The organism is Lysinibacillus sp. 10T31, assembly GCF_056394365.1.
On record NZ_JBFTHS010000031.1, the window covers coordinates 23,484 to 44,414 of the forward strand.

At 34.5% G+C, this 20,931-nt stretch carries 19 protein-coding genes; 3 read left to right on the top strand and 16 right to left on the bottom strand.

Going from position 1 to position 20,931, the window contains the following annotated elements:
- Positions 1-15 precede the first annotated feature (15 nt).
- The 11 genes from AC1DCY_RS17715 to AC1DCY_RS17765 form a co-directional block, all read right to left on the bottom strand.
- The gene (locus AC1DCY_RS17715) at positions 16-630 is read right to left on the bottom strand and encodes an ABC-2 transporter permease (protein ID WP_477352274.1); all 615 of its coding nucleotides are present in this window, start codon (positions 628-630) and stop codon (positions 16-18) included.
- Positions 631-740: 110 nt separating this feature from the next.
- Positions 741-1,118: a GntR family transcriptional regulator gene (locus AC1DCY_RS17720; protein WP_477352275.1), complete on the bottom strand. Its 378-nt coding sequence runs from the start codon at positions 1,116-1,118 to the stop codon at positions 741-743.
- A 384-nt stretch (positions 1,119-1,502) separates the two neighbouring features.
- Positions 1,503-2,117, bottom strand: a complete 615-nt coding sequence (locus AC1DCY_RS17725) for an ABC-2 transporter permease (RefSeq protein ID WP_477352277.1) — start codon at positions 2,115-2,117, stop codon at positions 1,503-1,505.
- Positions 2,118-2,121: 4 nt separating this feature from the next.
- Positions 2,122-2,979: an ABC transporter ATP-binding protein gene (locus AC1DCY_RS17730; protein ID WP_477352279.1), complete on the bottom strand. Its 858-nt coding sequence runs from the start codon at positions 2,977-2,979 to the stop codon at positions 2,122-2,124.
- 235 nt (positions 2,980-3,214) lie between these two features.
- Positions 3,215-3,517: a monooxygenase gene (locus tag AC1DCY_RS17735; RefSeq protein WP_477352281.1), complete on the bottom strand. Its 303-nt coding sequence runs from the start codon at positions 3,515-3,517 to the stop codon at positions 3,215-3,217.
- A 95-nt stretch (positions 3,518-3,612) separates the two neighbouring features.
- Entirely contained in the window at positions 3,613-4,563 is a 951-nt protein-coding gene (locus AC1DCY_RS17740) for an alpha/beta fold hydrolase (RefSeq protein WP_477352283.1), read from the bottom strand.
- 31 nt (positions 4,564-4,594) lie between these two features.
- Positions 4,595-5,098 (bottom strand): GNAT family N-acetyltransferase, encoded by a 504-nt coding sequence (locus tag AC1DCY_RS17745; protein ID WP_477352285.1) that lies wholly within the window; start codon positions 5,096-5,098, stop codon positions 4,595-4,597.
- Positions 5,099-5,283: 185 nt separating this feature from the next.
- Entirely contained in the window at positions 5,284-5,484 is a 201-nt protein-coding gene (locus tag AC1DCY_RS17750) for a helix-turn-helix transcriptional regulator (RefSeq protein ID WP_477352287.1), read from the bottom strand.
- Positions 5,485-5,563: 79 nt separating this feature from the next.
- On the bottom strand, positions 5,564-6,028 hold the full coding sequence (locus AC1DCY_RS17755; RefSeq protein ID WP_477352289.1) for a helix-turn-helix transcriptional regulator: 465 nt from the start codon (positions 6,026-6,028) through the stop codon (positions 5,564-5,566).
- A gap of 175 nt (positions 6,029-6,203) precedes the next feature.
- Positions 6,204-6,779, bottom strand: a complete 576-nt coding sequence (locus tag AC1DCY_RS17760; RefSeq protein ID WP_477352290.1) for a GNAT family N-acetyltransferase — start codon at positions 6,777-6,779, stop codon at positions 6,204-6,206.
- 245 nt (positions 6,780-7,024) lie between these two features.
- Positions 7,025-8,797 (bottom strand): oleate hydratase, encoded by a 1,773-nt coding sequence (locus AC1DCY_RS17765; RefSeq protein WP_477352292.1) that lies wholly within the window; start codon positions 8,795-8,797, stop codon positions 7,025-7,027.
- Between the two features lie 760 nt (positions 8,798-9,557).
- Between AC1DCY_RS17765 and AC1DCY_RS17770 the strand changes: the two genes are divergently transcribed.
- From AC1DCY_RS17770 to AC1DCY_RS17780, 3 genes are all read left to right on the top strand, one after another.
- On the top strand, positions 9,558-10,931 hold the full coding sequence (locus AC1DCY_RS17770) for an MFS transporter (RefSeq protein ID WP_477352294.1): 1,374 nt from the start codon (positions 9,558-9,560) through the stop codon (positions 10,929-10,931).
- A 47-nt stretch (positions 10,932-10,978) separates the two neighbouring features.
- Entirely contained in the window at positions 10,979-12,538 is a 1,560-nt protein-coding gene (gene hutH / locus AC1DCY_RS17775; protein ID WP_477352296.1) for a histidine ammonia-lyase, read from the top strand.
- An 80-nt stretch (positions 12,539-12,618) separates the two neighbouring features.
- On the top strand, positions 12,619-13,806 hold the full coding sequence (locus tag AC1DCY_RS17780; RefSeq protein WP_477352297.1) for an AraC family transcriptional regulator: 1,188 nt from the start codon (positions 12,619-12,621) through the stop codon (positions 13,804-13,806).
- Between the two features lie 500 nt (positions 13,807-14,306).
- Here the strand turns inward: AC1DCY_RS17780 and AC1DCY_RS17785 are convergent, their stop codons facing one another.
- From AC1DCY_RS17785 to AC1DCY_RS17805, 5 genes are all read right to left on the bottom strand, one after another.
- Positions 14,307-15,941: a DUF4179 domain-containing protein gene (locus AC1DCY_RS17785; RefSeq protein WP_477352299.1), complete on the bottom strand. Its 1,635-nt coding sequence runs from the start codon at positions 15,939-15,941 to the stop codon at positions 14,307-14,309.
- Entirely contained in the window at positions 15,928-16,461 is a 534-nt protein-coding gene (locus AC1DCY_RS17790) for an RNA polymerase sigma factor (protein WP_477352301.1), read from the bottom strand. The genes AC1DCY_RS17785 and AC1DCY_RS17790 overlap by 14 nt, the downstream gene beginning before the upstream one ends.
- 266 nt (positions 16,462-16,727) lie before the next feature.
- Positions 16,728-17,198 (bottom strand): GNAT family N-acetyltransferase, encoded by a 471-nt coding sequence (locus tag AC1DCY_RS17795; RefSeq protein ID WP_477352303.1) that lies wholly within the window; start codon positions 17,196-17,198, stop codon positions 16,728-16,730.
- Between the two features lie 216 nt (positions 17,199-17,414).
- Positions 17,415-17,651, bottom strand: coding sequence for a small acid-soluble spore protein Tlp (gene tlp, locus AC1DCY_RS17800; RefSeq protein WP_477352305.1), 237 nt, complete (start codon positions 17,649-17,651; stop codon positions 17,415-17,417).
- A 390-nt stretch (positions 17,652-18,041) separates the two neighbouring features.
- The gene (locus tag AC1DCY_RS17805; RefSeq protein ID WP_477352307.1) at positions 18,042-20,513 is read right to left on the bottom strand and encodes an S-layer homology domain-containing protein; all 2,472 of its coding nucleotides are present in this window, start codon (positions 20,511-20,513) and stop codon (positions 18,042-18,044) included.
- Positions 20,514-20,931 lie beyond the last annotated feature (418 nt).

Sequence of the window (20,931 nt, forward strand, 5' to 3'; positions counted from 1 at the left end):
TCAAGCCGTTTTATTTTAAAAAGCTTTTCTCTCATAAATACGAATAGATAATAGCCATGATCCAATATATAAAATAATAACCGTAATGCTAGCTACAAAATACATTTGCGTTTCTTGTAAAGTCATGAACTTTCGTGTTAATTCTCTTAATATATCATTTATAGGGACTAATAAATTAATTGTTAACATATAGATACCAAATAGAACACCTGAAGCAATCGCTAAATATTGCGTTTTAAATTTATAGGAGATTGGAAACATGAATGATATAGCGACCATAACTAGACCAATAATAAGCAACATTTCTTTCCATATAAACAAATCCTCTTTTCCATTTATGAGGAAATCCCCCACATACATCATGAACACAAATATTGTTGTAAATATCAGTGAACCTATATATTTTGAACTGACAATTTCCTTTCGCGTATATGGTAGCGAATTGAGCAGAATAATAGCGTTGTCTTTTTCATCGTAAGCGAAAGCATTTAGTATAAATATTACACTATAAAGAAATCCCAAAAATATTAGGGAGGGTATACCTGCCAATAAGTAGATTATTATAGTAGCAATGTAAAATAAAATTAATTTCTTTTGTATTAAAACATCCTTAAGTATAAGGTTAATCATCCAATTACCATCCTTTTTTCGTATAATACAAACTATCTTTGAGCGTAGGCCATTTCACAATAACCGCATCTCTAAATATATTCACCACACGAATTTAACAGCTGTCTCCATCACTCATCCTCTGAATACAATAGTGTGAGCATTTCTTTGAGCTCTGTTAAGCCAATGTTCATTTCTTTAGCATTTTGAATGGCAATCAATAGATTTTCTTCGATTACTTTTACTTTCCTTTCTCTCATCATCTCCTTATTTTGTTCTGAGATGAACGAGCCTTTTCCGACAATAGAATAAATAAATCCATTTTTCTCTAGCTCTTCATAAGCGCGTTTTGTTGTAATAACGCTAATTTCTAAATCCTTTGCAAGCTGTCGCATAGACGGCAATGACTGCCCCTCTTGTAATTCACCTGATAAAATTAGCTTTTTGATTTGAGAGTAAATTTGCTCATAAATCGGTTCTTTTGAGCTGTTGGAAATAATAATTTGCATGCAAATACCTCTTCTATATTTTTTATGTGATCAGCACAGACGACGTTGGTTATTCCGTTAGCATGAGCAATTTTCATTTCAGCATGCTAATTATTCGTCAGTTGTACTTATGCTTGGACATTCAGGGAAATATAAAGCAATTTAGATTTATAATGTCTTCCCACATAAAGATTACATTGTCTATTGTTTAGAGTATAATTTTCTGCCTCACGAAAATTATCTCAGGTTTATTAAATACGTTAACAACAGACAGCTTGTATACTGTCATTTGTTACATCGGCATCGGAAGCCCAGGTCGGCGATACTTAGATTTTGTTATATGGACATTGTTTAAGCGAACTTAAACAGCTTGAGCCTACATCCACGGGCTCAAGCTGTTTTATTTCAAAAAACTTTTCTCGTATATATACGAATAGAAAGTAGCCACGATCCAACATATAAAATAATGATTGTAAGGATAGCTACAAAATACATTTGAGTTTCTTGTAAAGTTAGGAACTTTTGTATCGGTTCTCTCAATGTATCATTAAGACTAGGGAACAAATATTTAATGATTACCATATATATACCAAATAAAGTACCTGCAGCAATCATTAAAGATTGTGTTTTAAATTTATAACATATTGGAAGTATGAATGACATAGCGACCATAACAAGACCGATAATTATCAATATATCTTTCCATAAAAACAATGTCTCTTTTCCGTTTAAGAAGAAATTACCTAAATAAGTAATGATAATAATTAGTGATGTATATATCAATGAACCTATATATCTCGAACTAACAATTTCCTTTCTCGTATATGGAAGTGAATTAAGTAAAATGTTAGCATTATCTTTTTCATCGTAAGAAAAGGACATGGTAATAAACACCAAACTATATATAAATCCTATACGCACTAGGGACACATCTATTAATAAATAAAGAATAATAGTAACAATGTATAATAAAATTATTTTCTTTTGTATTAAAATATCCTTAAGTATTAGATTAACCATCCCATTACCACCCTTTTTTCGTATAGTACATAATATCTTCAAGCGTTGGTTTTTCCACAATGACAGAATCCCCAAATATGTTTGCCACACGATTTTTATCCGCTGTTAATGCCTCAAAGCCTGTGTTCGATCTTCGAATTGCGACAAACTCTCGTTCCGTTTCCTGATCCAATAAATTCAATGTCCCTTTGACAATGGCATATTCCTCTTCAATCTTATAAAATTCCTTCGTGAATATATGTTCACCGTTATGAACAAAGGTAATATAATCCGCAATTCGGTCTAAATCTGTTGTTATATGTGTCGAGAAGAAAATCGTTTTATCTTCATCTTGCATCAATTCATGTAGAATATTTAGTAACTCTCTACGAAATATCGGATCGAGCCCTGCAGTTGGCTCATCCATAATAATTAATTCTGCATGATGAGCTAGAGCTATGGCTAACGAAGCTTTCATCTTCATTCCTTTCGAAAAGGTCTTCATATTTTTGTTCAGTGGTAGTTCGAACTGAGTAACATAACGTTGAAAAGCGTCATCATCCCAGTTTTTATAGGCTGGTTTAATAATCCTTTTCATATCCTTTAATGTTACATATTCATAAAAGACATTTTCATCATAGACAAAACCAATACGTTCCTTTATTTCTTTTTCATGCTTCTTATAATCCATCCCAAACACTGAAACAGTACCACTATCCTGCTTTAGCAAGTTCATAATCAATTTGATTGTTGTAGACTTCCCTGCACCATTTCCCCCGATAAATCCCGTTACAAAGCCCTTTTTTACGTTAATAGAGAAATCCTTTATCTGAAATCCCTTAAAAGATTTATGAACATGCTGTAATTCAATGACATTTTCCATCTTTCACCCTCCGTATGCAATAATGTAAGCATTTCCTTGAGCTCTTTAAGGTAATACTCCCTTCGAAATAATGTATATATACTTTATATACAATATATACACAATAAACATATTTTGCAAGTAATAAATTATTATTGAAAACAAAAAAAAACGAAAACATGAGATTGTTAATTACAATCTCATGTTTTCAATTCAGTATTTTTAGTTGATCATACTACCAATGATCTTTAGCTAATTAAATTGGAGCATTATTAATTGTAGATAATACTTCATTCACTTCGAAGATTTTCCCACGAATATCGGTAATACCGAAACTTGTTAATCGTTTTGAATGCATAGTTAAATATTTCTCAGCATCTGTTTTGGTTTCAAATAAATATATCCCACCAGCTTCTTTAGTCGCCGCATTCTCAGTCCAAACCTTCCAAACCATACCTGACTCTTCGTTAATACTTTTCGCTAAATCTGCAAATGCCTCGGACATTTCTTCACCGAATGGCCCGTCCATTGTAAAATCAACTTGTAATAAATATTTCATAATTAAAACTCCCACTTTGATTTTTTCTATAACAATTAGTAATTTTTATGGTTCTTCACCATAACAAACGGCATACACAACTTTTGGTGATGAACCTAACGATTTAAACTCTCTATATATTTTTCTGATTCGTCCGCTATTCGCTTAAACTCAATATCATGAATATAGTGTGAGCAATCTAATTTTATTAATGTGCCGTCTTTACGCTTACTAATGAACTCCTTTTGAATTTCATTCCACTCATCTTCATTCCAACCTGTCCCTTGACCGTTTGAAGAGAACAAAAGCATAGGCACATTTGGGATTTCAGTCGCTCCTACCTTTTCAGCATTTTCCTTAATATGCTTAATTTCATTCATCATATTTTTAGTTACTGTTCTACGATAAAAAATTACTTTATACAATTCTTTTTCCTCATCTGTCAAAGCCCCATATTTGATGGCATCACTTTCAGAAAGGCCCGGAATCCATCTAGTAAAACCAATATTAGCAGCAAAGGCACTTAAATGAACTAGAGGCATATTTATATCATAATCTTTATATGCAGCAGGAACAGCCATATCCAATCCTATAATTGCTTTAACTTCATTCGGATAGACTTGAGCCCAATACAACGCCTCAATACCAGACATAGAATGAGGAAATAAAATATATGGTCCTTCAACATCTGATTTTAATAGTGCTTCTCTTGTTTCTTGTAAAATAGTATCAATATCACGCTCAGAATCTGTAATGTCACTAAAGCCATAACCTGCCTTTTCAACGACAACGATTCTATATTTATCGCTTAACAATGAATATAATGATTTAAAGTCTAACACAGGTGAGCTTGTGCCTCCCCCAGACATAAATACAAGCGTATCTTCTCCATTTCCTTCAACATACACATGCATCTGATGACCATTCACTTCTACCATTTTCCCTGTTGGCGTAAATAATTTATCTTCCTTTGATAATTTTATTTGATGAATAATATAACTAGTCGTAATGAGCACCAAAAATATCACAGCAATAATTGAAAAAAGTATCATGATTCGTTTAAACACTATCTTTCAACCACTCCTCTCAGGATATTTACTAGAGCTCCAAAATATAATCGATAAACTGCAACTTTTTGCCATTCATCTCGAACTCATCATCACTTATATACACTTGTTTAAAACCGTTCTTTTCAAGAATCCTTTGGGATGCAATATTATTTGTTGTTGTTTTTGCTTTTATCTTTTTTACACTGATTTCTGTTTCTAATAGTAGCTTTAAGGCTCTAGCCCCTATTCCTTTGCCTCCATATTCTTGACCCACTCTATAACCAACTTCTGCAATATCATTCGTTGTATCTATATCTACTAAATTAATTCTTCCAATAATATTGCCTGAGTTATCTCTTATTAAGTAGAATTTTGATTTGTTTTCTTGTTGTTCTGTTAAAAGCTCTCTATGTCTTATTTTAAACGATCCAAAATTATAATAGTCTTCACCACGACCAGGTACCATTTGTTCAAAAAATAGTCTATTATTTTTTTCAAACTCAAATAATTCTTCTGCGTCGCGTTCTTGTAAGCAATTAATTGATATTTCCAAGCTAATTCATCCCCCTCACCATTTAGTTTCAAATCCAAATTTGTAAGAAAAAAGAAAAAACAAACTCTTTACGATATCATACCTAAGAGTTTGTTTTTAATCCATTGGAATCCTGAAATGAAGAAATATATACACATTCCTTTCTGCATAATATGTATGTATAACGACTTAAAGAAAGCGAGAAATCACCCCTCTATATCTTTCAATCGTCTCCGAATAGTAGCTTCTGAAACGCGAAGTATTCGTGCAATTTCTCGATTACTTTTTCCAGCATCCTTTAAATGCAGCAATTTTAATTCATTTATGGCTACTTTAGGTCGTCCGTTTGAATTCCCCCCACGCCATTCCTTATTTTCCTTTTTACTTTTCCAAAATTGAATCCGCATTTTCTCACCTTCTCATACGTTATAACTCTAAATTATCAGTTATAAAGCTTTATTGTAAAAAAAGAAAGCAGATTTATATCTACTCTCTTGATTGTTTAGGAAAAATATAAAAATAAAAAACGAAACCAATGATAATTGCGGGTGGTAAAGCAATTCCTATATTTTGTACAAATGCACTTGCAAGTAGTTTTAAAATCTCAATAATATCTTTAGATAAAATGTTTTGATACTGTTCTGCACCTGTCAAACCTTTGATCATTAAGGTTACTGCAAAAATAATGATATAACTAATTAAGCTATAATTAATACTTAACTTTATTTTTTCTTTCTCATCGTTCTTTTCCTCTAATAGCAATGTTTCCACACTGATATCAAGAATCTCCGATATCTTCAGCATATTTCTCTTACTTGGATAACCATTCCCAAGTTCCCATTTGGATATAGACTTATCACTTACTTCTAAAATCTCAGCTAGTTCTTGTTGGGTGATTCCTTTTTCTTCTCGATATCTTTTTAGTTTTAAACTTAAAATATTTTTCTCCATTTCATTCCCCTCCGATTACCTTAATTTACCGTTATTATTACATATCGGAATTTCTATTAACAGGAATTTTAGAAAATAGAGAAAAATAGACCACTATATAAAAATGCGACAAAACTCATTAAATAAGTTTTTGTCGCACATTTTATTGGAGATCCATCTGGAATTACCATAAAACTTATATATTCTTTTTCGAAAACTCAGTATGCAACAAACTATAGATCAACATATCTTTACATTCTCCAGTAACACTATGGCATTCAAATTGTCTTAAGCAGCCTTCTTCTTTAAAGTTGAATTTCGACAACAACTTCTTTGACGCTATATTTTCTTCCGTGACAATTGCCTGTATTCTTACTAAACCTAACTGATTAAATCCTATTGATAATACTTCTTTAACCGCTTCCGACATAATACCTCGATGCCAATATTCTTCAGATAATTCATAACCCATTTCAGCTCGCTTACCTTCAAATTCACTTAAAAATATAGTACCAATAATTTCATCGGTTTCTTTGTCAGCAATAGCAAAACGAATAATCCAACCTTCATCATAGCCTGTATTCCAAAAATTAATTACTTCATAACTTCTTTCTAAAGTTTCTGGTCCATTCCAATCAAGATAACGATATACATTTTCATTTGAATAATAATTGAATAACGTAGGAGCATCCTCCAGCTTCAACTTTCTTAATTTAACGCTTTCAGTTTGTACCGTTGGAAATGATGTTCCTAATAATCTGGAAAAGTTCATTTTTTTCCCCTCCTATTACTTATAATCAAAATAAACTTAAGGTGAAAATTCAAAAGAAGCTAATTAGATTATATCTGACCTACATTACTTGAAAAAACCCTATACATATTTCATTAAAGAAAATAAGCCAATGTGGTCTAATATCACATTGGCTTATTTTGATCTTTCTCTTTTAGTATTGTTATGTTAATTATTAATGTAACAAAGCTGATTCAATTATGAATCAGCTTTGTTAGTACATATCTCTATATCAATTTACTTTCTTTCAGTAAATCATAAATGATTGTGTCTTTCGTTTTATGAATACCAAATTTACCTATTTGTTTTAAGATAAATGGAGCATCTACATCTGTTAATTTTTTACCATCAAGTAAACGAGCAGTTGAAGATAATAAAGTGCGAATGTCAAAAGTAGATGCAAATACTTCTGGAACACCTCGATCAATATCTAATAATTGATAAACTGCTTCCATCGCCGTTCTTACCGAATATTCAGTTGTGAAGACAGTGTCTCTTTCTGTTTCACTAAAGTTCCCAATGAAGGCTAAGTTAGCAGATCCATTAGGGACAACTAAAGGACGATCTCCCATTGCTCTAGGCATGAAGTAAGATGTTATATAAGGCATGTAACATGGAATAGTATTACAAGAATTTTGTGCGATATCCGGTATTTCGTCTACAGGTACACCCATATGGTACAACCATTCTTGTGCTATCTCGATTCCAGAACATTCAGTGATACTCTTTTTAATAAAATCACCTGGTTTATTAGATAGTAATCCATAAATCCAAACTACTAATTGGTCTTTTGGTTGATTTTTAAAATGAGGTTGTCGGTTCAACGTATAGCTTAGCATCCAATTAGAATCTGTAGCAGTTACAATACCACCTGTAACTACCTTTCCTGCATACGGATCTCTTTTACTAATTTTTTCAATATACGGAGCAACTCGATCATCCAATGTAGTTAGTGTTGCTGAAACAAACCAACTTTCTTCCGGAAGGTTATCGCAGAATTTTTCTGGGCGACCAAATTCAGAATCTTGGGAAGCGATGTTTTTCCAAAGTGACCAGCTCCCGCCTAAATCAGTACTTACAGGAGCTGGCGTATTATTGTCACCATAAGTTGTACTCTCCGTAATACTACCATTTGTAACAAACACTAATTCATTTTCTGTTAGCTCAATATTCTTTTTCACACCATTTTGTTTTAACACTAATGTATGGGCTACTTTTTTATCGCCAACTTTATCAACTAAAACATTCTCTACAACAGTATTAAATTGGAAATCAACATTATGACTTTCCAAATATTTAATCATAGGAAGTACTAAAGATTCGTACTGATTATATTTTGTAAATTTCAAAGCAGATAAATCAGGTAGACCCCCAACATGATGAATGAAACGCATAATATAACGACGCATTTCCATTGCAGAATGCCATTTTTCAAAAGCAAACATCGTAGACCAATATAGCCAGAAATTCGATTCAAAGAACTCTTCAGAGAAAACATCTGTAATTTTTACATCCTCTAATTTCTCCTCAGGAGTAAAGAATAATTTAATCATTTCTTCAGATGCTTTATCAGATAACGTAAACTTGCCATCATCCTCAAGTCTTTGTCCTCTATTTTCAATCAATCTACATTTTGAATAGTTAGGATCCTCTTTATTTAGCCAATAGAATTCGTCTAAAACAGAAGCATTTTCTATTTCTAAAGATGGGATTGAACGGAATAGATCCCATAGGCATTCAAAATGATCTTCCATTTCTCGACCACCGCGAATAATAAAGCCTCTTGTCGGATTTAAAATACCATCAAGGCTACCCCCTGAGATATCTAGTTCTTCGAGAATATGAATATTCTCTCCCTTCATTTGTCCATCACGAATTAAAAAGCATGCGGCTGAAAGCGAAGCTAGCCCCGAACCAACAAGGTACGCTGATTTCTCATCAACACCCACTGGTTTTTTAGGACGTGCAAAAGCCTCATAATTACCATTACTGTAATACATAATACCGCCTCCATAAACTATTATCGTGATATAGCATACCATTATTTTATATGATAATGGTAAAATGAGATAGAAATTAACAAATAATTCAATTTTGAAGTTAAACTCTAAATAAACTATCCCCTATTATTTGACATAACATTTCATTGCATTTTTATAAATTATTCATCAATATCTTTATATAAAAGGGATTATGCAATACTTTAAAATTAGATTGCCCTTGAGTGGATAACCTTTAAAGTACTTGGATTCTTGTATGATTTCCTTCTATAAGATTAACTGCAAAGCTGTAAAAGTATACAATATTTTGAGGGCAGCATTGCATAATTATTATAGTAAGAAAATAAAAAGGATGATTCAACAGTCTCATTTTACATGCACAATTTTCATTTGCTCCACTATAAATTGCTTCTTTTGCAAAGGTAGAGTCCTGGTGGCCTGCACACAGATGCTGTTTGCAAAAATAATTGTTTATTAGAATCAGCATAAAAATGTTCCCCTATTCCATGTGCACTAATACAAGTGAAACATGCTGTTTCTTTTACCATACGCATGTCGAATAGCAATATTATGCTAATGTTTCGAAATATCCTCTAGAGTCAAATGTTTTAAAAATAGATATAATCGCTGTAACACACTAATTGATTGATCGATTGAAAGCGCTTTAATGGCGACTATGAATGGAGGTTTTTGAGTCATTTAATTTATTTTTTTGAGCATAAATATCTGAAAAATCTGAAAAAAGAGAGGGGAAATTCTGATGAATGGACAAACATATAGGATGGATGACGCTCCGCTAAATAAGTTTCATATAAGGATCACAGCACTTACCTTTGGTTCCAATTTTTCTGATGGATATGCACTTGGAATCATTGGGATGGCTCTTAGCCTCCTTGGTCCGCAAATGCACCTTGGTTCACTTTGGACTGGATTAATTGGAAGCTCAGCCTTAATCGGATTATTCTTTGGAAGCCTTTTTCTTGGCGGACTTTCTGATAAAATTGGCAGGCAGAAAATCTACTTATCCAATTTTGTCATTATCACAGTAGCATCAGCTTTGCAATTTTTTGTAACTGAACCAGTCACGCTTTTCATACTACGGATCTTAATTGGCGTTGCCCTTGGAGGGGATTATGCAGTAGGTTCTACATTACTCGCAGAATTTTCACCAAGAAAGTACAGAGGTATTTTATTATCATCCTTAAATGTTATATGGACATTAGGTTATGTCTCTGCCAATGTTGTAGGATATTATCTTGGGAAGATGGGTCCTGACGCTTGGCGCTGGATGCTTGTTAGTGCAGTGATCCCTGCAGTAATTGTTTTAGTTATGCGTATCGGAACTCCTGAATCTCCAAGATGGCTTGTGAAAATGGGGAGAAATGAAGAGGCAAAAGAAATTGTTAGGAAATATATTGGACCTAATGCTGTAATGGATGAAACTATTTCGCAAGATACCGCCACTAATTATGGAATAAAGGATCTTTTCAACAAACACCTATGGAAACGAACTACTTTTGGCGCTCTATTCTATACATGTCAGGTAATTCCTTATTTCACTATTTTTACATTCCTGCCGACAATTTTAGAAGCAATGGGCTTTGAAGAAACCTTTATGGTTGATATGCTGTTAAATCTATTCCTTCTTGTTGGGGTAATCGCTGGTGTATGGTGTACAGAAAAGCTCTCACGCCGAGGTTTCACCATTTATACCTTTATTATCCTGACTATTTCCTTATTTGTTCTAAGTCTTATTCCAGCAGGATCTAGCGGCTTTGCTATCATGGTGTTTGCAATCTTTACTTTTGTAATGGCTGCAGCTGGCAATCTTACACTCGTTTATCCAGCAGAATTATTCCCAACCGAAGTCCGCGGAACAGGCGTTGGATTAGTCACAGCAATAAGCCGTATTGGTGCAGCGATTGGAACATTCCTTTTACCAATAAGCGTAAGCTCCTATGGGATGACAACATCGCTGATCTCCATGACGGTTATCTTATTGATTGGAACGGTTGTCTCGATTGCATGGGCACCAGAAACGAAATCACTTGGATTGAATGAAGCAAGTGATCCGAATCTGGACGTTGCCACTAGCCTAAATAGAGAGGAAAATAGTGTTGAAGTAGGTAGTTAACATTGATTTCTTGGTCACATTGGAACTGAGGGGAGTAGATAAGGAAAATGAATACAGCTATATCAAAAATCCACCCAAAGGAAATAAAAAAAGTTACACTTGGTGCTGAAGCTATTTCCATAAATGAAATCATAGCTGTTGCTAGATATGATGCCGAGGTTTTATTTTCACAAAATTACCGTGAACGGGTAAATCTTTCACGGTCGGTCATTGAAAAGTTTTTAGATGAAGAACGGGTCATTTACGGGGTCACAACAGGATTTGGCAGTAACGTAACTGAAACTATCTCCACAGAAGATGCCGAGATTCTTCAAAAAAATATTATTCGTTCTCACGCAGTATCAGTCGGTGACCCGTTGGAAAAAGAAGTGGTAAGAGCCATCCAATTCATGATTCTAGTAAATTTAGGTAATGGCTTCTCTGGTGTAAAGTTAGCGACTTTAGAACTTTTAAGGTCGCTACTAAATCACCAAATTATTCCTTTTGTCCCTGGAGAAGGCTCGGTTGGGTATTTAGCTATTGAAGCCCATATGGCCTTAGTGTTAATGGGCGAAGGAAAAGCATGGTACAATGGTGAGCTTATTCCAGGAAATGAAGCTTTGGAAAAAGCTGGTTTGCAGCCTGTTTCATTGGGGTGTAAGGAAGGATTATCCTTAATAAATGGATCAACTTCGATCACAGCTTTCGCTTCATTAGCTCTCTATAACAGTATTCAGGCAGTAAAAACAGCGGATATTGCAGGTGCCATGTCACTAGAAGCATTAAAGGGAACCATTAAAGCCTTAGATTCAAGAATCCATTCAGTTAAAAGGCATGTAGAGCAAGCTATCACAGCACGAAATATTGTAAAAATATTGGAACATAGTGAGATTGCTGAAAAATATCAGGATTACAGAGTACAGGATGCCCTTAGCCTGAGATGTATTCCTCAAGCCCACGGGGCTGTAAAAAAGGTTTTAAAAGATACAGAATTAACCATCAGCAATGAAATGAACTCAACAAGTGACAATCCAATCATTTTCACCGAGGATCAGGGGGATGCCCTAATGGTTGGAAATTTTGATGGATCTTTCGTAGGTATCTATGCGGATACGATGGCCATAGCGATGGCTAATCTTGCAAAGGTTTCAGAGAGAAGGCTAGACCGACTCGTCAACTATCATGTAAGTGAGCTTCCGAGTTTTCTCGTAGCAAAGCCAGGCTTAAATAACGGTTACATGATTCCACAGTATACAGCAGCTGGGCTGCTTAATGAAATAAGGGTTCTTGTTCATCCCGCAACTGTTGATAATACACCAACCAGTGCAAATCAAGAGGATGTGGTCAGTTTTGCTTATTTTGCGGCAAAAAAGGCCTATCAAATTTCTAAAAAGCTGGAGTATATTTTAGCACTTGAATTGATGGCGGCTGTTCAAGCATTGGATTTTCATCAACCTTTAAAACCTTCACCTGTCAGCCAAAAGGTTTATGAGCTCATCAGAAGTGTCGTTCCAACTGTAGAAGAAGATCGATATTTTTATCCGGATATTCAATTTATTACTAATCTTATTCATGAAGGAGAAATCCTAAAAACTGTCGAATTGATAATTGGAAAACTAGATTGGTAGGAACATCAAGAATAATGGAAGCTTTTTTACTCATCTTCATTCGAGTAGAGAAGTTTCCTTTCTATTTGGGGGCTTAGAATATGATCGAAGAACTGACACAAATATCTTTTTCACACCTATTGCTTTCAGGAACCTTTGTACACGTGGCACCTTTTGAAGTTTTACAGGAAAAGTACGGCGTGAATATTCAGCCTAATGTAGTTGTTTTAGTTTCGATGGATCGCTATCCAGATTTAGCTGAGGAAAAACCGCTTGTATGGAAAATGGAGATTGGACGAAAGCTTGTAGAAGAATTAGACACCATATTATCTATTCCATTTTTAAGGATATGGATCGAAGAGGGCGTTCTTGCCCTTTTACTGGATTTTCATGAGGTAAATCCACAAGATAGAAAGAGGGATGTTCTTTTACTGGCCGAAATGATTCAAAAAACCTCAGATCAAAATGGCATACATGTTTCGATTGGTATTGGTAATTTTTACGAGGATCCTACTTCCCTCATTTGTTCTTTTGAAGAGGCAAAAAAATCAATGTCAGGGAGGTTTTTTCAAGGGAATAAATTAATTTTTCATACCGATATGAGAAAAAACGTGGTTGAATCATTAATGATTCCTTTAACGAAAGAGAAGTCGGAACTATTTTCGATCGTTAGAATCGGGCACACAGAAGGAGTCGTGACCCAAATGAAAGGAATCATGAATAGAGTTGCAGAGATTTATAACTATAATGAAGATGTTTTTAAATCAGAGGTTATTGATCTTCTTATGATGATGTCTAGAATTGTGTTAGAAGTCGGAGTAAGTCCTGTCTCGATTTTGACCAATACGGCAAATGTGATTCAAGATCTCTATCATATGATCCGATATGACAAATTTGCTATGAAAGTTTGTCATTATGCAGAATGGTTAACCGAACAGGTAGAAAAAATATATATTGGTGATGTTTCACCCACTATTAAACATGCGATTCGTTATATGAAAGAGAATCATCAAAAAGAAGTTTCTTTAGACGATATCGCTAATTATTGTCACTTAAGCAGATATCATTTCAGCCATCTTTTTAAAAAAGAAGTTGGAACCAGTGTCATGGATTTTTTTAATAAGCTTAGAATTGATAAATCCTTATTTTATTTGGAAAAAACAGAATTTCCTGTACATGAAATTGCTAATCGAGTGGGTATCCATGATTTCAATTACTTTAGCCGATTATTTAGAAAATATATGAATTCCAGCCCCACGGATTATCGGCGGTTAAAGAGGGGGATTTAAAAGTTTTCTAGGTGTCCTGCTGCACGCCTTTATATAATAGTAATAGTCAAATAGGAGTCTCTTATTTATTCAAGAATCGGGTGCGATTGTTGAATGACACTTAGATTCAAACGATTTTATAATTATATTTTTGAAGTATCTTACATCAAAAATTACACAACTATTTAAAACCCCGTACTAAATTTAGAACGGGGTTATGATTGTTTCTTCTTTGTCTAAATTGTCTCTCCACCCATTAGCTTCACAAAAATTTTCGTCCATACTCCAACGAAGAACAAAATTGTAATCATCATTTTTTAAAGTTCTAAAAATTAATTTTTAGCATCCTCAAACATATTTGAATTTAACCCCTGTCCTTTTTTACACTCTACGGATTATGAAATATATTTACTCAATTATACAAAGAAAAAAATAAAAGATGATATATAAATCCAATGTATACCATCTTTTTATATATTAATTATTCATGAATATAACTTTGAGGTTTAAAACAATACATGTTATTTTCCCGACTTAAGAGGAATCCGAAGCTCCTCGTTTGGCTTATTGATTGCATAACTATAAATGTAAATATCTAGCTCTTTCTTGTCGAAATTTTTATACACGTGCATAGATTTATTACTTCCAGCATCATCAAGGCCATATTCCGGTTTCCCTAAGTTCTGATCTTTACCGTCCAGATAATAAGTTCGTTCGACTTCACCAAATGTCGGATCTGAGCTCAAGGATTCCACATAGAGGTTATTGTCCTTCAAATAATAAGTCCATGAGATTGGATACCCTGCAATGCTAGACGTTGTGGTTTGGTGTTTTTCTGATATGTCAGTCAAATGAATTGGATTGTCGTTCTCGTCTCCATAAATACTATCGATACGGTGCTTCGCGACGAGGGTCACAGGCTTATTAGCCAGAGAAGCTGCATCCAATCCTTTCATTTCAAAGCGTAGCTCTTGTTCTTTAGGATCTGTACCTGTCATAAAATACCCATCTAACAGAATTCCACCCACATCCAGTTGATAATCCTGAAAAGGAATACGGTTGAATTCTTCCTGAGTAAATTTCAAACGAACTTGGGTTGGTGTAACCTTCATTTCGTGGATTTTCGTTCCGCCGGGCGCATTGTCCATAGGAATATCTAGCACTTGCTTAAATGACCCATTTTCCAACTGTTTTTTGGATAGATTCATATTTATGCTCCAAGTACTTTCTTTTGATTCTAATATGTGATCATAAGAAAGTTGGAATTTAGTTCCTTCTTCACGTAGAGTGTCAGACTTGAATATTTGACTCATGATTGCTCCTGAGCCTTGGTATGAAATAGGCGTTTCCGCTTTTTTAACGGATTTATCCGCATCATTGATTGCCTCGAAATCCATCCTTCTGTTCTGCAATTCCGAATCCGTAAGCGTAACGGTTGATTTTAGGAGAACTTTACCTTCAGCTTGTTCAAAAGATTGCAAGGTCACGCTATCCAGTCCATCCTTTTGAATTGGGAACACTTGCGTAGCAGAGTCATTAGGATTATAGCTGATGGACTGCTTCTTATTGTCGATCAATCGAATATTCTCTATTATAAACTCAACATCGGTCGTCTGCCCTTCAGCAACCCAGTCCGACTCAAAATATCCCTGGAATTCACCCAGCTTCTCGTCCCACTCGTGTCCATAATGTCCTTCAATAAGGTTGCCCTTCGAATCTTTTAGTCCGATCACTTCAAAATCGATGTCCTTTACATCCTTGGATGTTTCAGGTTTCAAACTATACAGTAGGAAAGTTCTGTTCTCGTCTACAAAGGCCGTATGTACGGTTAACGCAACACCATTCTTTGTAACGGATTGCTCAATCGATTGACCTAAGCCCTGCTCTAATGCGGATTGAATACCTTCCCTATGGGAAAGGATACTAGACCAATCATAATTCAGAGCTGCATAAACTGGTGTAGCCATCAAAGCTACAGATAGCCCTGCCACCAATGCAAAGCGCTTTCGCTTTCGAGGACGGAGTTCAACTGGTTCACCGCCAGCGACCTTTAGCTCGTCCTGCTGGATACTGTTCCACATCTGATCAAAGTCAGGGTAATCGACATTATTTGATTCCTTCATTTGGTTTTTAACCTTATTTTCAATGCGTTCCATATTGGTTCTCTCCCTTCAACCATAGGTTGTTATTGTGTTCAAGTTTTTTGCGCATGATTTTCAATGCTTTATGGTGTCTCGACTTCACTGTACCCACAGGAATCTGCAGGGTTTCAGCGATCTCCACCATGGATAGCTCGCCGATATAACGGAGGGTAACAACAGCCATCAATTTATCTGGCAGTTGCTTTAGCAGTTCCTCCCATTCTCCCTCAGCTGCTTTTTCTACTACAATGGTGTCTACGGATTTAATCGTTGATGTAGCCTGTTCATGAAGCCATTGAACCTGACTCTGCTTATCCCGCTGAGTCTGATTCCGTTTTAGCAAGTTTAAACAATGGTTCATTGCGATGCGCATGATCCAGGCACGTGTATGCTCTACACTTTGCCAATCCTGACGAAAAACGGTGATAAATACGTCATGGCAGAGATCTTCCGCATCTTGTGCGTTCCGTAGCATGTAATAACATGTACGGTATACATCCTTGTTATAAGAATCGAATAATTCTCGCTCTGTCAATCCAAGGCACTCCTTTCTATGCGTTATACTTTATAAACAAATGACTTTTGGAAAAGGTTCACCTTTTTTTGGTAAATTCATTCTTTTTTTTGACATAGAATTATTTTTGCAAACTTTGTTATTCACAACCACAATAGAAGAGAAAGCTTCTATTCATAAAGAAACCCCGCATTTTGACATATTGGTCAAAGTGCAAGGTTCAAATTTATCGATATTTTATTTTAAAAGGGCAAATTACAGATGTTAGATTAAAAAGATATATGTATTTAACTATATTTAAAAATACTAATGTAATAGTCTTCTTCTGGAAAGTCCCCGATGTATTCCAGTCCATTTCTTGAATAAAATTCTTTTAACTTTTCATTTCCAGCCCAACAGTCTAAATATAGTGTTTTTCTTAATCCTTTTACAAAAGAACAAGCAAATTGTGTTATTGAGGAACCAAAATTCCTTCCTTGAAATTCAGGTAATATAGCAATCTGAGATAAATATTTACTTTTTAGCTTTACTGGGAACTCATTGATATTATCTATTTCATTTATACAAAAGGTTCCTATTATTTTTTTATCTACTAATAAAACGTAACAGAAATTATTCTTTATTTGATTTGCGATTTTATTGTGATCCCAAGGGTAATCCCATTGGTGTATCCCTTTTTGTTGTAAATCCAAAGTAACGGTATTTAAAATATACAACAATTGCTGTAAGTCATCTAATTTAGCTAGTCTTATCTTCATATACTTACCTCCTCCATTAATACCACATTTAAACCACATGCATTTGATAATCCTTGTTCTAAAATGGAATGTAATAATTCATTTACACTCATAAAAAAAGCAGATGGCAATGTAGAGGTTCTTTATAGAACTTCTAAACCATCCGCTTTTGTAGGCAAGCACTTTTTTATCATTAGAAAGATGGAGATAAGTTAATTCTTTTTCCTAAATCCCCAACTATACTTCTCCTTTTTTACGTGCCGCCATTTCATCTTTCATTTCTTCTTTTAATCCTTCAATTGACTTTTGACGTCGCTTATTCTTTTCTTGAATCATTTCACTTTGCATAGGGTCTGCAAATTCCAAACTAATTTCCGCTTCATGAAGTTTTTCTTCAGTGTTCTTAACGATATCACGAATTCGTTCAACGTTATTGGATCTATCATCCGGTTTCGAGTGTCTTGAATTAGCCAAGGTAACCTCCTAAAATTTTGACGTTAAAATTAGTTTGTATTTTTTTTATGTTTATATGTACACTAATTTTTACTAAGAAGAGCGCATTTGCCCTTTTACCCACGTCAAGTGCAGGAGAATGGCTTACGTGTGTTTGTCACATGAAGATGCAAGCAGCCGCTGAGTGGTTTATTTTCTGAATGAAACATCGTTTGAAATTTTACCATACACCACAACTCCATTTTATAATAAATATGAAAATGCTTCCAATTTTGTATCTGCCTGAAAAACCCCAAATACTTGACCATTTTTATGTATATCAATCCTGATACTGTTTCTAAAAAAGAAAAGCCTTGTAGAGAAATCTCCACAAGGCTTTTTCTAATTTGAACAGTTTACATTACAAACTTATTAGTTTGAAACAGAACCGTCTTTAACTTTATTGTTATTCGCATCTACTAGGTTAGTTGATTTGAATTCAACTACAATGCTATCTGTAGTATTAAAATTATCTTTAGTTGTCACAGTAAGTTTACCACCAGTAACAGTAGCAGAAGTAGGTTTTACAGTTGAACCAGCAATCTTAACTGTTAAACCTGTTACTGTAGCTTGGTCAGCAATATTTTTAGAGAAGTCTACTGTAAATGTTTTGCTATCTTTTACAGTTACTTTAGAAGCTACAGGTGCAGCATTTTCTTTAAGTGTTACTGTAGTTGTAGCTTTACCATTTTTAAGTGTGTTCCCTTTTGTATCTACAACATTTTTAGCTTCAAGTACATAAGGACCATTAGCAGTGATAGATCCTTCTGGTAAAGTGAATCTTACTTTTTTAGTACCGTCTACAAATTGAAGTTGAGTTCCAGCTGGAAGTTCTTTTCCTCCAAGTGTGTAGTTAGCAGCTGTTGTTGCTGTTGCAGTCACATCTGCAGCGTATTCAACAGTAAATACGTTGTTATCTGTTACCACAACTGGTGTTGCTCCAAATACTAATGAATCTGTAGAAGTTTCAGGTTTAGATTCGAACGTTCCAGTTGTAACATTGAATGTAATTGTATCTGCAGTCACGTTGCCAGCCATATCTTTAACTGCTTTAGCAGATAATTCAAATGTATATGTTGAATTGCTATCTAAATCAATATCAACTTTCACTGTGTTTTTCTCAGCACCCTCAATTTTGCCGTTACCATCTACGTCGAAACCAGCTTCTGCTTTTACCGCTGTTGTTTTCCCAGCAGTGTAAGCAATACCATTTTGAGTTTTAAGCGTTAATTTTCCATCTACTGTTACAGGTTCACTAAAAGTAAGGTATAAAGCATCCACGTCTTTAGTAGAATTCACATCATCAGCTACTAACATTTTAGTAGAAGCTGATACAAGTGTAGCAGGCGTTAAATCCTTAGATAGAGTAGCATTGAACTCGAATGCATCTCCCGCGTTACCAGCTAAATCTTTGTACCCTTCAACTACTTTAATGTCTGCATTAATAAATGAATTTGTACCTAATGCAGTTTTTGCATCAATAGTGAATACTGTTTTATCTTCGGCATCTTTAATGTCTTTATCTGTTAAGAAGAAAGGAGTTTCTCCAACAGTTACTTTTGCATACGCTTCAGTTCCATCAATGATTTGTTTCTTTAATTCTTCTGAGAAATCAAAAGTGATTTCTGTACCGTTCACTGCTGTAGAAACAGTTGGTTTTGAACTATCAACATCTGCTTTAGCAACAGTGAAATTAACAGCAATAGGGTTAGCGATATTGTTAGCGAAGTCAATAGCGCCAACAATGTCCACTTTATAAGTCTGTTCAGCAGTTAAGCCTTTGATTGTTAATGTTTTACCATTACTAGATAATTCATATCGATCTTTAGAAAGCTCAGTACCATTTAAGCTTACTGTTCCTGCGCTTTGTACAGGCTCATCGAAAGTGATTTTTGCTTCAGTACCTTTTGCTTCAACAGTATTAACGCTAACAGGAGTTGTATCTGCAAATGTTAGCAATTGGTTAAACTCTGCAGTTAGTACTTTAGCATCTGCTTTCGTTTTGATTGGTTTTACAGTAACTTTTTCATTAGTTAATTTTAACTCTTTATCAGTTGTTAAAATAACAGTCATACCGTCTTCAGATACTTCTGCTTTTGTGATAGCTACACCTGTGATAGCGTAGTTTGTTGTCAATTCAGCGTCTTTTTTATCAACAGCTGTGTTGAACTTCACTTCAAGTTCCTTCGCATTAAGTCCTTTTACAGATGCTACAGCTGGTGTTACTTCTGCAGTTGCATCAATTGTACGTTTTACCATAGTGGCAAATTCTTCACGGCTAATTTTATCTTGTGGTGCTAATAATGAGCCTTTACCGTTGATTACTCCGTTTTCTACAGCAGTTTCTAAGTAAGATACAGCCCATTTAGAAGCTTTAGAAGCATCTGAGAATTTGCTAAGATCTGCTTTACCTGTTAATTGGTAACCTTGCACGATAACTTTAGCAGCTTGTTCTCTTGTTAATTGAGCTTTAGGTTCAAATTTACCATTGCCCATACCGTCAAATAATTCTGGTGAAGTTGCAAGCACTGCGTTATAGAACCAGTCATTTTCATTTACATCAGAAAAATCTTCTGTTCCTGTAGGTTTTAAATCCAATGCTTTTGATAAAATTTCAGCAGCTTCTGCACGAGTAAGTGTACCAGCTGGGTTGAAGTTTCCTTTTTCATCGCCTTGGATGAAACCTTTGTCAGTTAAAAATTGTACAGCTTCTTTTGCCCAAGATGAAATGCTATCTGCATCTTTAAATTCAGCAGCTGATGCTACTGGTACGATTGCTGATGCTACTAGAGCTGCTGTAGCTGTAGCTGCGAAAAATTTACGACCTTTGTTTTGCTTTGCCATTATTTTATTCCTCCAGAAATTTAGTTAAATTAGATTATTCTATGAAAACAATATTATCGCTCTATTAATTTTTAAATATGTATAATAAGTTTTCGAAAATAATATATTTATTACAAAAAGTTATATGTAAAGCCATCTTAAAAACTTACCAGGGCTATATTTCCCAATCAAATTTTGCTTTACAAGACAATGATATTACTATATTTCCAATAAATAAATGCTAAAAATAAGGTAATGTTAACATATCATTGGTTTAATAGGTAATTTATCCCTAATATATTAGCTAATCAGATACATACTATCCAAATAATGTCAAAGTTATTTATATAGAAGGTAAGATTGAAGAGGAAATAGCGAAAGATTTAAAAATATCGCAGCAAGGGGTGAATAGATGGAAACGAAACATGTTAAAGCATTA

What these genes read in the sequence shown, in the direction of transcription:
- AC1DCY_RS17735 (WP_477352281.1), bottom strand. Translation starts at nt 3,517, where the DNA reads ATGAAATATTTATTACAAGTTGATTTTACAATGGACGGGCCATTCGGT.
- AC1DCY_RS17715 (WP_477352274.1), bottom strand. Translation starts at nt 630, where the DNA reads ATGATTAACCTTATACTTAAGGATGTTTTAATACAAAAGAAATTAATT.
- AC1DCY_RS17765 (WP_477352292.1), bottom strand. Translation starts at nt 8,797, where the DNA reads ATGTATTACAGTAATGGTAATTATGAGGCTTTTGCACGTCCTAAAAAA.
- AC1DCY_RS17755 (WP_477352289.1), bottom strand. Translation starts at nt 6,028, where the DNA reads ATGGAGAAAAATATTTTAAGTTTAAAACTAAAAAGATATCGAGAAGAA.
- AC1DCY_RS17750 (WP_477352287.1), bottom strand. Translation starts at nt 5,484, where the DNA reads ATGCGGATTCAATTTTGGAAAAGTAAAAAGGAAAATAAGGAATGGCGT.
- AC1DCY_RS17805 (WP_477352307.1), bottom strand. Translation starts at nt 20,513, where the DNA reads ATGGCAAAGCAAAACAAAGGTCGTAAATTTTTCGCAGCTACAGCTACA.
- AC1DCY_RS17725 (WP_477352277.1), bottom strand. Translation starts at nt 2,117, where the DNA reads ATGGTTAATCTAATACTTAAGGATATTTTAATACAAAAGAAAATAATT.
- AC1DCY_RS17730 (WP_477352279.1), bottom strand. Translation starts at nt 2,979, where the DNA reads ATGGAAAATGTCATTGAATTACAGCATGTTCATAAATCTTTTAAGGGA.
- AC1DCY_RS17760 (WP_477352290.1), bottom strand. Translation starts at nt 6,779, where the DNA reads ATGAACTTTTCCAGATTATTAGGAACATCATTTCCAACGGTACAAACT.
- AC1DCY_RS17770 (WP_477352294.1), top strand. Translation starts at nt 9,558, where the DNA reads ATGAATGGACAAACATATAGGATGGATGACGCTCCGCTAAATAAGTTT.
- hutH (WP_477352296.1), top strand. Translation starts at nt 10,979, where the DNA reads ATGAATACAGCTATATCAAAAATCCACCCAAAGGAAATAAAAAAAGTT.
- AC1DCY_RS17720 (WP_477352275.1), bottom strand. Translation starts at nt 1,118, where the DNA reads ATGCAAATTATTATTTCCAACAGCTCAAAAGAACCGATTTATGAGCAA.
- AC1DCY_RS17795 (WP_477352303.1), bottom strand. Translation starts at nt 17,198, where the DNA reads ATGAAGATAAGACTAGCTAAATTAGATGACTTACAGCAATTGTTGTAT.
- AC1DCY_RS17785 (WP_477352299.1), bottom strand. Translation starts at nt 15,941, where the DNA reads ATGGAACGCATTGAAAATAAGGTTAAAAACCAAATGAAGGAATCAAAT.
- AC1DCY_RS17780 (WP_477352297.1), top strand. Translation starts at nt 12,619, where the DNA reads ATGATCGAAGAACTGACACAAATATCTTTTTCACACCTATTGCTTTCA.